The following is a 14,520-nucleotide window of genomic DNA, read 5'->3' as shown; positions in this document are numbered from 1 at the left end:
GCCGTGCGACAGCGGACGCGGACCACGCTCACCTGGCTCAACGGCACCACGCCGGCCGGGCTGGCGTTGGCGGTCCTGGCCCGCACCACCCGGCGGCGCACCCCGGACGGCATCGTCGTCGCCGGGGGCTACCGGCTGCCGGTGCCGAGGCAGCGGTGCTTCACGGTCGGCTCGGTGGTGCTGACCCGTCGCCCACCCGAGTGGCTGCTCCACCCGGACCGCGCCGACCTGCTCGCCCACGAGCGGCGGCACACCGACCAGTACGCGCTGCTCGGGCCGCTCTTGTGGCCGGCGTACTGGCTCGCCTGCGGGTGGTCGTACGCGCTGACCGGCACCTACGGCTGCGGCAACGTCTTCGAGCGGCGGGCCGGCCTGGCAGCCGGCGGATATCCCGAGCCGACCCTGCGACCGTGGGCGGCGGCCCTGCTCCGCCCGCCGCCGGGCACCGCCGGGAGACGTCCGCTCAGATGTCGAGCTGCCAGATGGTCCAGGCGTCGACGGCGCGGAAGCCGAGTTGCTCGTTGATCGCGATCATGTGCGTGTTGTCGGCGGCGTTCCAGGTGTCGATCTCGCGCAGTTCCGGCTCGTGCGCCAGCACGTACCGGAGATTCTCGATCTTGGTGAGCAGGCCGAGCCGATGGCCCCGGTGCGCCGGATCCACGATGGTGATCTGCTGGTCGGCGTGCCGTGGGACGGACGGCACCACGACGATCATCGACCAGGCGACCAGGCGGCCACTCGCCTCGTGCACCACTCCGCAGTGGTAGGGAGACCGCCCCCGGGCCGTCAGCACCCGCTCGATGCCCCGGACCCGTTCCGCGTCGACGCGGTCCGGTTCGAGCACGAGGTCCCCGATGGGCGAGTCGGTCACCAGCCGGCTGTCGAGGTAGGCGACGTCGGCGACGTACTCCTCGGGGGTGACGGTTTGCCAGGTCACCGTGCGGTAGCCGGTGGCCCGTTCGCGCGCGTCGGCCAGCAGCGCGTCGTGGGCGGCGTGGTCCACCTGGTCGACCACCAGCCGGCGGCGTACCTCGCCCAGCGCCGGCTGCGCACCCAGCGCGGCGGCGAACCGCGCGCCGACGGCCGGCCGCTCCGGCCCCTCCGGCAGCGGCCCGACCGACGTCGAGATGATCCGCTTCCGGCCGTGCCCGCGCAGCACCCGGACGGCGTGTCCGTACAGCGCCCGCCCGATGCCACGCCGCCGGTACGCCGGGTGGACGGCCAGGTCGAGGCTGGCGTTGTCGACGTTCTCCGCCTGCGGCAGGTGGAGCATCAGGTGGCCCACCGGCACGTCGTCGAGGGTGGCCAGCGCCATCAGGATCGACCTGCTGGGCATCGGGTGCCGGATCGCGCCCTCGAACTGCTGCCGGGACAGCTGCGGGAAATCCGGCAGGTCGACGGCCTGCGCGGCGGCGGCCACCTGGAACGCCGCGTCGATCGCGGCCTGGTCGGACTCGTCGAACGACGCGATGACGATGCTCATGCCGACGAGGGTGCGCCGCCGGAACGGCAACGGGCCAGCGATTTAACCGCTGGCCCGAAGAAAGCTTTGGTCGGGAGGGACGATCGCACAACGCCTCCGGCGTTGGGTCGTAAGGCTTGAAAAGTCTTCGGCGAACGCCCTCCCGCAGGAAGCATCCTGCGCCTGACCGGTTACTGGCGTCAAGTCCCTGCCGGGTAGTTTTTCGTACCCTGGGCGAACGGTCGGTTACCCGACGGATCGACCCGATCCCCCATTCGGGCGAGTCGACCGATCCGCCGGGACGATCGGCAGGTCAGCCGAGTAGACCGGCGTCGCGGGCGGCGCGCAGCGACGGCTTGATCCGGTGGGTCGGGCCGACCTGGCCGGCGACCGCGTCGATGGTCTTCAGACCCTCGCCGGTGTTGAAGACCACCGTTTCGGCGGTCGGGTCCAGCCGGCCCGAGGCGACCAACTTGCGCAGCACCGCGACGGTCACCCCGCCGGCCGTCTCGGCGAAGACCCCGGTGGTACGGGCCAGCAGCCGGATCGCCGCGCGGATCTCCTCGTCGTCGGCGTAGTCCATCCACCCACCGGTACGCCGCACCGCCTCCAGGGCGTAGAGGCCGGCCGCCGGGTCGCCGATGTTCAGCGACTTCGCGATCCCGGTCGGCTTGACCGGGGTGATGGTGTCGGTGTCGGCGTGCAGCGCGGTGGCGATCGGGTTGCAGCCGGCCGACTGGGCGCCGAAGACCTTCCAGCCGCCGGCCGGGGCCTCGGCCAGCCCGATCTCGACCAGCTCACTGAACGCCTTGTCGACCTTGGTGAGCAGTTCGCCACTGGCCATCGGGATGACCACCTGCGCCGGGATCCGCCAGCCGAGCTGCTCGGCCACCTCGTACCCGAGGGTCTTCGACCCCTCCGCGTAGTAGGGGCGGACGTTGACGTTGACGAACGCGGTGTCCTCGAACTCGTCGGTCTCGACCAGTTCGCCGCAGAGGCGGTTCACGTCGTCGTACGAGCCGTCGATGGCGACCAGGTCGCCGCCGTAGACGGCGGTGGTGACCACCTTGCCCTGTTCCAGGTCACCGGGGATGAAGACCACCGAGGGCACCCCGGCCCGGGCGGCGTGCGCGGCGACGGAGTTGGCCAGGTTGCCGGTCGAGGCGCAGGCGAACCGGGTGAAGCCGAGCGCCTTGGCGGCGGTCAGCGCCACCGAGACCACCCGGTCCTTGAACGAGTGGGTCGGGTTGGCGCTGTCGTCCTTGATCCAGAGCGGCGCGGTGATGCCCAGCTCGGCGGCGAGGTTGCCGGCGGCGACCAGCGGGGTGAGCCCCGGGTCGAGGGTGACCCGGGTGGTCGGGTCCTGGCCGGCGGGGAGGAGGGCGGCGTACCGCCACAGGTTCTGCGGCCCGGCCTCGATCTGCTCCCGGGTCACCCGGGCCAGCGCGGCGGTGTCGTAGTCGACCTCCAGCGGCCCGAAGCACTCGTAGCAGGCGTGCTGGGCGGCGAGCGGGTAACGCGCCGAGCAGGCGCGACAGACCAGGGCGCGGGCCGGGCTGGCGGTGGTGTCGATACCGGGGGCGACGATCGTCGACGTCATGTCGAGGGGGTCCTCTCATCTTTCCCCGCGTCGCACCCTGCGGCGGGGACGGATTTGGCACCTGCCCCGTCGGACGCTCAGCTCTGAGCGCACGGGGTGGTTGCCGGGGCGTCGTCGGGCCGTATCCCTCAGCCCCTCTGGATGAGGTATTCAGTTGTGCCTGCGAGCATACGCACAGCCCAACCCGCGTCCGCTCCCCCTTCCCACCTTGTGAGCCATTCCACCCACCCGGGCGCGGGTAGGGTGCGGGGCGTGCCGTGGTGGGTGGGGGCCGCGATCGGGTGCGGAGTGGCGGGCGCCCTCCTGCCCACGGTGGGCTACCGCCTCGCGGTGCCGTACGGCGAGCCGCCCCGGCAGACCTGCTCCGGATGCGGTGTGCCACTGCGCCCCGGCGTCGTGGGGTGGTTCGCCGGTCGCTGCGTCCGGGGACACCGGCTGGGCGTCCCCCGGTGGGTCACCGCCGCGCTCGCCGGGCTGGCCGGGGCGCTGCTCGCGGCGGCGCTCGGCGCGGTGGCCGTCCTGCCGCTGCTGCTCGCCCTGGCGGTGCTGGGCGTGCTGCTCGGCGTCGTCGACGTCGCCTGCCATCGGCTCCCCGACCCGCTGGTGCTGCCGGCACTGGCCGCCACGCCGCCGCTGCTCGGGCTCGTCGCGCTCGGCACCGGCCAGTGGGACGACTGGGTACGCGGACTGCTCGCCTGCCTGGCGGTCGGAGCGGCGTTCACCGGGCTGGTGCTGCTGCCGGGCGGCGGTTTCGGGTTCGGTGACGCGAAGGTGGGCGCACTGCTCGGCTGGTACCTCGGCTGGCTGGGCTGGGACGCGGCGCTCCTCGGCGTGGCGCTGCCGTGGGTGGTGAACGCGCCCGTGCTGCTGGTGCTCCTCGCCGTCCGACGCGTCCGCTGGCGGACGAAGCTGCCCTTCGGGCCGGCTCTCCTGGCCGGTGCGCTGCTGGCGGTGCTCGTCACCGCCGGATGAGGGCCGACCGCTTCCGTCCGGAGTGGAGCCGGCGTCCCGTCCGGCCACTGGCGACCGTCTACTACCGTCCCGGTCACCTGCCGAGAGAAAGGTGACGGACGATGCGTCGGAGCGTGGTTCCGGTGGTGGCTCTGCTGATGGTCTGCGTACTGGCCGCGTGCGGCGGCAGCGGCAGCGGCAAGAAGAAGCGGTCCCGGGACGCCCGACCGGCCGCCGCCACCACCGCCGCGAAGGTCGCGCCAGCCGACCGGGACGAGGACGCCGGACCGACCCGGATCGCCCCCAGCCCCAGCTCCACCGGGACACCACGACGCAAGGTACGGGCCCTCACCTGCGCCGACCTGCGCGACGCGGAGCTGGGCAGCAGCGGCGTACGGTACCGGGATCTCCCGAACCCGCTGCGGCTGCGCGGCGGGCGGTGGACGGGCAACGGCACCACGGTGATGCTGGAGAAGCCCTGCGCGACCGGCGACCTGGACGGTGACGGCGCGGTCGACGCGGTCGGCACCGTCACGCTCGACTCCGGCGGCTCGGGGCGGTTCTGGAGCCTGGCGGTCTGGCGCAACGTCGACGGCCGACCGCGCTACGTCACCGTCACCGACGTGGGTGACCGGACGCCGGTCCAGTCGATCCGCATCGCCGACCAGAAGGCCACGGTGGTCCAGCTCACCCGTTCACCGGGGGCGGCCATGGCCGAACTGGACCTCCGTCGTACCGCCGTGCACCGGCTGACCGGCACCCGGTTCCCGGCGGTCAGCCACACCGAGGTGCCGTACACCCCCTGAACGAGCCGGGGCGGGAGCGCCGGATCAGGCGACCAGCCGCCGGGCGAGTTCGTCGGCGACCTTCTCCGCCAGGTCGGGCGGGATCGCGGCGGCGATGGCCTCCGGGGTGAGCGTGGCCAGCACCCCGCGCACCACCTCCGCGCTGATGGTGCCGCTCTGGAAGTTCTGGACGCCCTCGTAGACCTTGTTGAGGACGTTCAGCGTGGAGAGGTCGGCCGGGATGCCGCCGCCGCTGTACTGCCACGGCAGGGCCCGCATCAGAGCCGCCACGTTCGGGTCCTTCAGGATGGCAACGAACTGTGCTGGGGTCATGTCGTCCTCGCTCTGGTTGAGGGCCTGCTCGACCTTGGCCAGCAGGTGGTCCCAGGGAAAGTTGGCGCCGGGATCGGTGTGGGTGGTGCCGCCCCAGGCCAGTCGCATGTCGTTGTGTCCGTAGAAGGCCCGGACCTGGGGGGTGGCCTTCATCTCGGCGACGGTGGCCCGACGGGGCGCGATGTCGTAGTACCGGCAGACCACCGCCAGCACCTCGGCCAGCCGGTCCCAGGCCACGTTCTCCAGCCACCACTGGCGGCTGCTGGACGAACGGCCGCTGATCTCCACCGCGATGGCGTTCTCGTTACCGGTGCTGGAACCGGCGTGGCCGGCCCGGGCGGTGGTGTCCAGGGACTGGACGACCGAGTCGGCGTCGACGTAGAAGTGCGAGCTGACCCCGTCGGTGCGTCTGGTGGCGTAGACGGATTCCGCCTCGGCCGAGGCGGTGTTGTCGGTGGCGTGGATCGCGATGCCGAACTTCTGACCGTCACGGTCGTCGTAGGCGTTGCGACCCTGGACGAAAGGAACTCCGGGGACTTTCACGATGACTCCGTCTCCGGTTGGGGGACCGTCGGCCGGCGACCGTGCCGGGCCGATTACGGATGACCCCAGGAAACCAGCCGCACCGTGACGAATACATCAGCCTTCGTAGATCGGCCTTGACAACCGGGTGACACCCGTCGGGCTCCATTGAGAGGCATGAAATCTCTCCGTGCCTGCGCATTCGTCCTCACGGTCCTGGCGGCGACCCTCGCCGTGCCGACTCCCGCCCTGGCGGTGACGACCTCGGTCTTCCAGGCCACCCGCGACACGTACGTCAACTCGGGCTCGCCGGCCACCAACTACAACGACCAACGGCAGCTCGCGGTGGCTGGCGATCCGGACCGCATCGCCTACCTCGCCTTCGCGGTCAGCGGCCTGACCGCGCCCGTCCTGCGCGCCTGGCTCCGGTTGCGGACCAGCGATGTCTCCCACGCCGGCAGCCCCAACGGCGGGCAGGTGTACCGGGTCGCGTCCGGCTGGTCCGAGAGCACCCTGACGTACGCCGACCGGCCGGGGGCCACGGGGACGGAACTCGGCCGCTTCGGTCGGGTCCGCCCGAACAGCGTCTACGAGGTCGACGTCACCGCCGCGGTGACCGGGAACGGCGTACTCAGTCTGGGGATCTACTCCATCAGCCCGGACGGCGTCTACTACGACAGCCGGGAGACCGGCGCGACCGGACCCCAGCTCATCGTCTACACCGGCGTTCCCGGCACCGACGACACGGTGCTGCTCGCCGCCGGGGACATCGCGAGCTGCACCACCGAACGGGACGAGCAGACCGCCCGCGTCCTCGACGGCGAGGCGGGGGTCGTCACCCCGCTGGGCGACGTGGTCTACGAGAAGGGCACCCCCGAGGAGTTCGCCAACTGCTACGAACCGACCTGGGGCCGGCACAAGGAACGGACCCGGCCTGCGGTGGGCAACCACGAGTACCTGACGCCGGGCGCGACCGGCTACTACGGGTACTTCGGGGCGGCGGCCGGACCGCCGGGCCAGGGCTGGTACTCCTACGACCTGGCCGGCGGTCAGTGGCACGTGGTCGTGCTCAATTCGAACTGTTCCCACATCGGTGGCTGCCACGCCGGCTCCGCACAGGAGCAGTGGCTCCGCGCCGACCTCGCCGCCAGTCAGGCCCGCTGCACCGTGGCGTACTGGCACCACCCGCTGTTCGCCTCGGGAGGGCGGGCCCGGCACGAGATGCGGCCGTTGTACCAGGCGCTCTACGACGCCGGGGCGGAGGTCGTGCTGACCGGACACAACCACCAGTACGAGCGGTTCGCCCCGCAGAGCCCGACCGGGGCGGCCGACCCGGCGCGGGGGATCCGGCAGTTCGTGGTCGGCACCGGCGGCCGGTCGCTCCAGCCGGACTTCCCGGACGTCGCCCCGAACAGCGAGGTCCGTAACGGCAGCGTGCACGGGGTGCTCAAGCTGACCCTGCTCACCGACCAGTACCGCTGGCGGTTCATGCCCATCGCCGGGCAGTCCTTCACCGAGGTCGGCACCGGCACCTGCCACTGACCGCCCAGCCCTCGTCGATCATGGAGTTGTGGCGCCCGATCAGTGACGATCGCGAAGTTCGGCCGGTGCCCCAAGTCCATGATCGACGGGGTTCTCCGGCGGGCGGCGGAGCAGGGCGACGAAGGCGTGACCGAGCAGCAGCAGGCCGGTGCCGGTGCCGACCAGCAGGGGCACCAGTCCGGACGACACCAGGCCGGCGACCAGGCCGACGAGCGCGACGAGGCAGACCGCCAGGCCGAGCGGGCGCAGCAACGGATCGCCCAGCAGCGGGGCCAGCGGCAGGAAGTGCAGTCCCACGACGGCGCTGACCAGGACCGGGATGAACGCCGACCAGCCGACCAGCCCGAGCAGCGCCGCGCCCAGCCCGGCGGCGGCGAACTCGGCGACAACGACGAGCAGGTAACGCCGGTCGGTGGCCCGGTCGCGGGGCGGCGCGTCGGCGCCCCGGGCGCGGGCGACGACGACGCCACCGGCGACCGCCGTCAGCAGCGCCGCCACGCTCGCCACCACCAGCACCGTGTCCAGCGGCGGATCGGCCTTCGGCACGCTGAACCAGAGGGTCGCGAAGACCCCCAGGTAGAGCGCGGTCAGCCCGGCCTGCCGCCGGGTGGCTGTCCGTCCGGTCGTCACCGTCGTCACCGTCCGTCCGTCTGCTCGCGTGGGTGCCCCGGGGATCCTACGGGCCGGTGACAACCCGGTCGGCGGTCAGCTCGTGACGTCCTTGCGCGTGAACCGCCAGAAGGCGAGCCCCCAGAAGAGGGTGGCGTAGCTGATCGCCGAGACGCAGCCGCGCACCACGTCGTCGGTCTGCACCGGTGTGGAGAGCAGGCCCAGCCAGGCGTTGCTGTAGTGGGTGGGCAGGAAGGTACGCAGCACGCCGAGGGCGGTGATCTGGTCGAGGATGCTGGAGAGGATCCAGAGCAGCACCGCGCCGCCGACCGCGCCGAGCGCCGCGTCGGTGACCACCGACAGCAGGAACGCCAGACCGGCCACGACCAGCATGACCACCGCCAGGTAGCCGAGGACGGCGAGCAGCCGCAGCAGTCCCTCGCCCGGGGCCAGTTCGGCGGCGACCAGGCTGCGTAGTGGCGACCAGCCGTAGCGGAGGGTGCCGGCCAGCAGGGCGGTGCCGGCGAGCAGGACCAGGGCGATCGCCGAGTAGGTGAGCGCGACCAGCAGTTTCACCGTCAACAGCCGGGCCCGGGGCACCGGGATGGCCAGCAGGTAGCGCAGGCTCCCCCAGCTCGCCTCGCTGGCCACGGTGTCCCCGCAGAACAGCGCCACCACCACGACCAGCAGGAACGACGCCGACACGAAGATGGTGAAGAGGGTGAAGTTCAGCCCGCCGGTGGTGGCGAACTCGACCAGGCTGGCGAACTCGCCGCCGCCGTTGTCGTCGTCACCGGAGTCGAACTGGAACGCGATCAGGATGATCAGCGGCAGCAGCACCATGAAGCCGAGCGCGAGCTGGGTACGCCGCCGCGACGCCTGCCGGCGGAACTCGGCCCCGAACGGCAGGGTCGCCGACGGACGGTAGCCGGGGGCCGCGCCCACCGTGGCGGACGTCTTCGTCGTCACCGGTTCCCCGTTCTCCCGCGCCTGCACCGCCGGTCCCCCGTTTCCCTGGGACTCCATCACCGGTCCCCGCTTCCCCGGGAGTTCTCGCCCACCAGGGCGAGGAAGGCGTCCTCCAGGCGACGTCGGGGCACCACCCGGTCCACCCCGACCCCGGCCCGGACCAGTTCGGCGACCACCTCGCTGCGGGCGGTGCCGTTGGTGTCCACCACGAGCTGCCCCTCGGTGTCCGGCAGCACCCGGACGCCGTCGAGCCGGTCGAGCACCTCCCGCGCGGCGTCCGGGTCGCTGACCTCGAACAGCACGCTCGGCGACTCGCCGACGATCTCCTCGACCGGACCGGAGGCGACGATCCGTCCCTTGTTGACCACCACCGCGTGGGTGCAGGTCTGCTCCACCTCGGCGAGGAGATGGCTGGAGACCAGCACCGCCCGGCCGTCGGTGGCGTACCGCTGGAGCACCCGGCGCATCTCGGCGATCTGCGGCGGATCCAGCCCGTCGGTCGGCTCGTCGAGCACCAGCAGCTCGGGCAGGCCGAGCATGGCCTGGGCGATGGCGAGCCGCTGCCGCATGCCGTGGCTGTAGTTGTTGGTCCGGCGGTGCACCGACGCGCCGAGGCCGGCGATCTCCAGCGCCTCGGCGAAGTGCGCCTCCGACTCCGGCCGTCCGGTGGCCCGCCAGTACGCCTTCAGGTTCTCCAGGCCGCTCAGGTGCGGCAGGAAGCCCGGCCCCTCGACCAGCGCGCCGATCCGGGACAGCACCGGTGAGCCGGGCACCAGCCGGTGCCCGAAGACGTAGATCTCCCCGGCGGTGGGCTGGGTCAGCCCCATCAGCACCCGCAGGGTCGTGGTCTTGCCCGCGCCGTTCGGCCCGAGCAGGCCGACCACCTGGCCGGGGTGCACCTCGAAGTCGACGTTCGACACGGCGACGAAGCCGTCGGCGTACTCTTTGCGGAGCTGCCGGACGGCCAGCGGCGTGCCCGCGTACGCCGGGTGGACGGAGCTGTCCTGGCGGCGGTGCCGGCGGCGTAGCACGGCGACGAGCACGACGAGCCCGACCACGATGGTGGTGAGCAGCCCGGCGAGCACCCAGCGCCAGACGGTGGCCGTGGTGGGGATCGGCTCGCCGCTCAGCGTGGGCAGCACGACCGGCCCGTCCCCGACCGCGACGGTGTGGACGGTCGGTTCGGCCGGCGTGGCGTACGCCTGGTCGCTGGTGGCGACGACGACCCGCAGCCGGTGACCGGCCTCGATCCGCCGGACGATCGCCGGCAGGGTGACGGTGACCGGCCGGGCCTGCTCGATCGTGGCCGGCAGCCCGCTCAGCCGGACCGGGGCGACCAGGCCGCTGGGCAGGGTGGCGGTGCCGTCCGGGGCGACGTCGTAGAGCTTGACGAAGAGGACGGCCTCCCCGGTCGGCGAGGCGGCCCGGATGCTCACCGTGGGCGCGCCGACCACGTCGACCGCCCCGCCCAGCGGCGCGGACTCGAAGCGGGCGTGCTGGCCGGGCAGGTCACCGGCGACCCCGTCGAGCAGCGACGAGAACGACCCGGCGAGCGGCAGCGAGGAGATCGCCGCCGGGTTGCCGCCGGGCGGGTTGGCGATCGGCTGCGCCGGGCCGGTCACCGCGACCTCCCGGCGGTCGTCGCCGCCCACGCCCGGGTAGTCGGTGGTGCGGTAGCCGGTCGCCACCAGCCCCCGGTCGAGCGCGTCGAAGCCGGCGATCCGCGACCAGGTGAAGTCGTCGCCCGGCGCGTCCCCGGTGCCCGCGACGTAGTGGTCGAGCCACTGCACGGTCAGGAACTTCACCCGGTCCGAGTCGGTCTCCGGGCCGTCGCCGCCGTCGTGCCCGCCGGTGAACCAGGCGACCCGGACCGGCGTGCCGTTGGCGGCGATGCCGCGTGCGTTGGCGTCGGCCTCGGCGATCGGGAAGAGGCTGTCCGCGGTGCCCTGCACCAGCAGGGTCGGCGACTCGATCCGGTCCAGCACGGTCGCCGGGCTGGACCGGCGGAGCAGGTCGACGGCGGCCTGGTCGCCCCGGCCGGTCGCGGCGATGCGCAGGTACGCGGCGCAGACGTCGGCGGCGAACCGGCCGCAGGCGGGGTCCGCGCCGGCCGGCGGTGCGCCGGACACCGCCGGTCCACCCGGGTTCTCCCCGGTCGGCCCGCCGGGCTGGCCGCCCTCGTTTCCGCTCTCCTCCTCGGCGTCCCCGTCGCCGCCGGGAGGGCCGGTCAGGCCGGCGGGCGCGGCGCCCGCGCCGCCGAAGAAGATCCCGGCCCAGCCCTTCTTGAAGACCCCCTCGGTCGCCGGGCGACCGGTGCTCTCCGGCAGGAACGCCCGGGGCAGGTCGTTCCAGGTGATCATGGGCACGATCGCGTCGACCCGCCGGTCCTGGGCGGCGAGGAGCAGCGCCAGCCCGCCGCCGTACGAACCGCCGACCACGCCGACCCTCGGGTCACCGGCGGCGTCGGTGCGCACCTGCGGCCGGGCGGCCAGCCAGTCCAGCAGCCGCTGCGCGTCGCGTACCTCGTGGTCGGGGCTGTTCAGGTGGATCTGGCCACCGCTGCGGCCGAAGCCACGCGCGGTCCAGGTCAGCACCGCGTAACCCCGGGCGGCGATCTCCTCGGCGTCGGCCCGGACCGTCTCCTTCGTACCGCCGAACCCGTGTGCCAGCAGCACCGCCGGCACCCGGCTCCCGGCCGACGCCCCTTCGGGCAGGTAGAAGGTGGTGTCCAGGTCGACCGGTTCGTCCCCGGACGGCCCGGAGCGGACGGTCAGCAGCGCGGACTCGGTCGTGTAGGCGGGACGCTCCGGCCACACCGCCCAGCCGACGGCAGCGGCGACCAGTGCGGTCGCCACCGAGGCGGCGACGAGCCGGCGACCGGTGGGGAGGGCACGCCGGAGCCGCGCGACCGTCAGGGTTGGCATGGGCATCACGGTACGGCGTTGATCCTGAGCGTTGGCTGAGATCCTCCGTACGGCCGTCCGGGTCGGCCGATCGGCGATTCCGGATAGTCGACCGCGCAACTATCGACGAAATCCGGCGTTCTGAATTCGTATCACGTGAATTCGGAACCTTCCCCCGGAATACCGTGAGACACCGTCATGTCACCGCGCGTTTCTCACCACAGGTCACCGTGTCGTCACCATGCGCCAACCGCGCCCGGATCCGGGCGACGCGGCCCGGTCGGGGGCGGGAGCGCGTCCAGCCTTGCGGGTAGATTTCCGCTCCGGTGCACCGGACCGGATCGGGCGTGTGCCCGACCCCACCCGCCGCGCCTCCTCGGACCGGTCGCCGGGTCGGTGGTCCGCACCGCCACCGACCCGGCGACCCCGTGTCCCGTCAGTCGCCTCCGAACGCCGGCGCCCCGTGCCCCGTCAGCCGACCCGCAGGCCGCGCCGGATGTGGCCGATCCGGGCCGACCTGGGCGGCGGCGGCTACCCTCGGGCGGGTGGCCGAACCCGAACTCACCCTGATCGCCAGCCTGCGACCGGCGGCGCTCGACGCCCGCCGGGGCGTCGTCCGGCTGCACCCGGAGGTGCTCACCGCGCTGGCCCTGCGTCCCGGCGACCCGGTCCGGATGACCGGTCGGCGGCAGACCGCCGGAATCGCGGCGAAGGCCGAACCGGGCGCCGGCACCGGCCTGCTCCACGCCGACGACCTCGTCCTCGGCAACCTGGGCGTCCGGGACGGCGGGCAGGTCACGCTCAGCCCCATGCCGCTCACCGCAGCCGGCCGGGTGACGCTGCGCGGCCCGCTGGAGATCGTCGCCGCCGTCTCACCGGAGATGCTCCGGCTCGCCCTGCTGGGCAAGGTGGTCACCGCCGGGGACGACGTCTCGCTGCTGCCCCAGGACGTCAGCCCCGACGCCCCGGTCCGCCCGCTGGTCGAGGCGGCGCGGCGCAGTCTCGCCAACACCGTCGGATACGCCTGGACCAGCGCCCTGCTCACCGTGGTCACCGTCGAGCCGGGGCCGGGATCTCTGGTCACCATGGACACCGTCGTCGGCTGGGAACACGGCCAGGTCACCCACGGCAACCCCGCGCCGGCCGGTTCCCGCGCCGCGGCCCCCGGCTCCCTCACGACGGGGTTCCCCGGCTCCCGTCCGTCGAACGCGCAGCGCCACGACGACACGGTCGCGACCACCGGGGAGGCGGACCCGGCACAGGCGCCGGACGTCGACGAGCTGCCCGGCCTGCGGACCCAGGCCGAGGAGTTGACCGAGCTGCTCGACCTCGGGTTCCACCACCGGGAGGTGCTCGGCAAGCTGAACACCACCGTGTCGCTCGGCGTGCTGCTGAGCGGACCGGCCGGCTCCGGGAAGTCGGCGCTGGTCCGCGCCGTCGCCGCCGCCGTACGGGCCCGGGTCCACCCGGTCTGGGCACCGGAACTGGCGGCGCTGACCAACCAGGCCGCCGCCGAGCGGCTGCGCGCCGCAGCCGCCGCCGCCCGCGCCGACGGGCCGGCGGTGCTCCTGGTCACCGACGTCGAGGCGCTCGCCCCGGCGGACCAGCCCGGACCGCTGGCCACCGTCTTCCGGCAGGTCGTCGCGGAGACCGTACGGGCCGGGGCGGCGGTGGTGGGCACGACCAGCCGGCCGGAGGCGGTCGACCCGGCGCTGCGCACCCCCGACCTGCTCTCCCTGCCGATCACCGTGCCACTGCCGGACGCGGCGCTGCGCCGGGAACAGCTGACCGTGCTGACCCGGCGGGTTCCCCTCGCCGGGGACGTGCGGCTGGACGAGGTCGCCGGCCGGGCCCCGGGCTTCGTCGCCGCCGACCTCGCCGCGCTGGTCCGCGAGGCCGGGGTACGGGCGGCGCTGCGGCAGAAGTCGACGGACACCCCGACCGTGGCGATGGCCGACTTCGCCGCCGCGCTGGAGGTGGTCCGTCCGACCTCGATGGCCTCCGCCACGCTGGAGCTGGCCAACGTCACGCTGGAGGACGTCGGTGACCTGGTCGAGGTGAAGGAGACGCTGACCGAGTCGGTGCTCTGGCCACTGACCTACCCGGACACCTTCGCCCGACTCGGCGTGCAACCGCCGCGCGGGGTGCTGCTCTACGGACCACCGGGCTGCGGCAAGACGTACCTGGTCACCGCGCTGGCCGGCTCGGGCCGGGCGAACGTGCTCTCGGTGAAGGGCGCGGAACTGCTCTCCAAGTGGGTCGGCGAGAGCGAGCGGGCCGTCCGGGAGCTGTTCCGCCGGGCCCGCGAGGCCGCCCCCACGCTGATCTTCCTGGACGAGGTGGACGCGCTCGCGCCCGTGCGGGGGCAGGCCACCGACGGGGGCACCACCGACCGGGTGGTCGCCGCGCTGCTGACCGAGCTGGACGGGGTGGAGGCGCTGCGCAACGTGGTCGTGGTCGGCGCGACGAACCGCCCCGACCTGGTCGACCCGGCCCTGCTCCGGCCCGGACGGCTGGAGCGGCTGGTCTACGTCCCGCCGCCGGACGCCGAGGCCCGGGTGGAGATCCTCAAGGCCTCTTCCCGGAACGTCCCCCTGGCCGACGACGTGGACCTCGCCGGGCTGGCCGAGTCGCTCGACGGCTTCTCGGCGGCGGACTGTGCCGCCCTGGTCCGGGAGGCGGCACTCGCCGCGATGCGGGAGTCGCTGACCGCCTCCACGGTCACCGCCGCCCACGTCGAGCGGGCCCGGGCCCGGGTCCGGCCCTCCCTGGACCCGGCGCAGGTCGCCTGGCTCGCCGCGTACGCCGCCGAGCGGCAGGGCTGACCGTCCTCCGCCGGTCCGG

The 14,520-nt window shown here is 73.5% G+C and carries 11 protein-coding genes and 1 riboswitch; of the genes, 5 read left to right on the top strand and 6 right to left on the bottom strand.

Features of this window, described 5'->3' with window-relative positions; translation table 11 throughout:
- Positions 1-3: 3 nt before the first annotated feature.
- Positions 4-525 carry a hypothetical protein gene (locus tag QSK20_RS16050; protein WP_285789391.1) on the top strand — a complete coding sequence of 174 codons (522 nt, stop codon included), beginning with the start codon at positions 4-6 and terminating at the stop codon, positions 523-525.
- On the opposite strand, the gene QSK20_RS16045 is transcribed toward QSK20_RS16050, so the two are convergent.
- Positions 464-1,483, bottom strand: a complete 1,020-nt coding sequence (locus QSK20_RS16045) for a GNAT family N-acetyltransferase (RefSeq protein WP_285789390.1) — start codon at positions 1,481-1,483, stop codon at positions 464-466. The two genes, QSK20_RS16050 and QSK20_RS16045, sit on opposite strands and share 62 nt — an antisense overlap.
- 292 nt (positions 1,484-1,775) lie before the next feature.
- Entirely contained in the window at positions 1,776-3,062 is a 1,287-nt protein-coding gene (gene thrC, locus QSK20_RS16040) for a threonine synthase (RefSeq protein ID WP_285789389.1), read from the bottom strand.
- Positions 3,063-3,074: 12 nt separating this feature from the next.
- Positions 3,075-3,210, bottom strand: a riboswitch (SAM riboswitch).
- Between the two features lie 104 nt (positions 3,211-3,314).
- On the opposite strand from thrC, the gene QSK20_RS16035 reads away from it, so the two are divergent.
- Together QSK20_RS16035 and QSK20_RS16030 are read left to right on the top strand one after the other, a co-directional pair.
- Positions 3,315-4,034, top strand: coding sequence for an A24 family peptidase (locus QSK20_RS16035; protein WP_285789388.1), 720 nt, complete (start codon positions 3,315-3,317; stop codon positions 4,032-4,034).
- Between the two features lie 101 nt (positions 4,035-4,135).
- On the top strand, positions 4,136-4,819 hold the full coding sequence (locus QSK20_RS16030) for a hypothetical protein (protein WP_285789387.1): 684 nt from the start codon (positions 4,136-4,138) through the stop codon (positions 4,817-4,819).
- Between the two features lie 24 nt (positions 4,820-4,843).
- Here QSK20_RS16030 and QSK20_RS16025 read toward each other — a convergent pair whose 3' ends face one another.
- A complete protein-coding gene (locus QSK20_RS16025; protein WP_285789386.1) occupies positions 4,844-5,674 on the bottom strand; it encodes a peptidoglycan recognition protein family protein in 831 nt (276 codons plus the stop codon).
- A gap of 156 nt (positions 5,675-5,830) precedes the next feature.
- Between QSK20_RS16025 and QSK20_RS16020 the strand changes: the two genes are divergently transcribed.
- Positions 5,831-7,195, top strand: a complete 1,365-nt coding sequence (locus QSK20_RS16020; protein WP_285789385.1) for a CBM96 family carbohydrate-binding protein — start codon at positions 5,831-5,833, stop codon at positions 7,193-7,195.
- Positions 7,196-7,234: 39 nt separating this feature from the next.
- Here QSK20_RS16020 and QSK20_RS16015 read toward each other — a convergent pair whose 3' ends face one another.
- The 3 genes from QSK20_RS16015 to QSK20_RS16005 form a co-directional block, all read right to left on the bottom strand.
- Positions 7,235-7,825: a hypothetical protein gene (locus tag QSK20_RS16015; protein ID WP_285789384.1), complete on the bottom strand. Its 591-nt coding sequence runs from the start codon at positions 7,823-7,825 to the stop codon at positions 7,235-7,237.
- 75 nt (positions 7,826-7,900) lie between these two features.
- Positions 7,901-8,830, bottom strand: a complete 930-nt coding sequence (locus QSK20_RS16010; protein ID WP_285789383.1) for an ABC transporter permease — start codon at positions 8,828-8,830, stop codon at positions 7,901-7,903.
- On the bottom strand, positions 8,830-11,697 hold the full coding sequence (locus QSK20_RS16005) for an alpha/beta fold hydrolase (RefSeq protein WP_502888910.1): 2,868 nt from the start codon (positions 11,695-11,697) through the stop codon (positions 8,830-8,832). Before QSK20_RS16005 ends, QSK20_RS16010 begins: the two co-directional genes overlap by 1 nt.
- Before the next feature lie 524 nt (positions 11,698-12,221).
- On the opposite strand from QSK20_RS16005, the gene QSK20_RS16000 reads away from it, so the two are divergent.
- Positions 12,222-14,501 carry an AAA family ATPase gene (locus QSK20_RS16000; protein ID WP_285789381.1) on the top strand — a complete coding sequence of 760 codons (2,280 nt, stop codon included), beginning with the start codon at positions 12,222-12,224 and terminating at the stop codon, positions 14,499-14,501.
- Positions 14,502-14,520: the final 19 nt, after the last annotated feature.

This window comes from Micromonospora sp. NBRC 101691 (genome assembly GCF_030269285.1).
GTDB lineage: Bacteria > Actinomycetota > Actinomycetes > Mycobacteriales > Micromonosporaceae > Micromonospora > Micromonospora echinospora.
Note: the sequence above shows the minus strand (reverse complement) of the source record. Positions and strands in the feature narration are given on the sequence as shown.

What these genes read in the sequence shown, in the direction of transcription:
- QSK20_RS16030 (WP_285789387.1), top strand. Translation starts at nt 4,136, where the DNA reads ATGCGTCGGAGCGTGGTTCCGGTGGTGGCTCTGCTGATGGTCTGCGTA.
- QSK20_RS16005 (WP_502888910.1), bottom strand. Translation starts at nt 11,697, where the DNA reads ATGCCAACCCTGACGGTCGCGCGGCTCCGGCGTGCCCTCCCCACCGGT.
- thrC (WP_285789389.1), bottom strand. Translation starts at nt 3,062, where the DNA reads ATGACGTCGACGATCGTCGCCCCCGGTATCGACACCACCGCCAGCCCG.
- QSK20_RS16020 (WP_285789385.1), top strand. Translation starts at nt 5,831, where the DNA reads ATGAAATCTCTCCGTGCCTGCGCATTCGTCCTCACGGTCCTGGCGGCG.
- QSK20_RS16010 (WP_285789383.1), bottom strand. Translation starts at nt 8,830, where the DNA reads ATGGAGTCCCAGGGAAACGGGGGACCGGCGGTGCAGGCGCGGGAGAAC.
- QSK20_RS16045 (WP_285789390.1), bottom strand. Translation starts at nt 1,483, where the DNA reads ATGAGCATCGTCATCGCGTCGTTCGACGAGTCCGACCAGGCCGCGATC.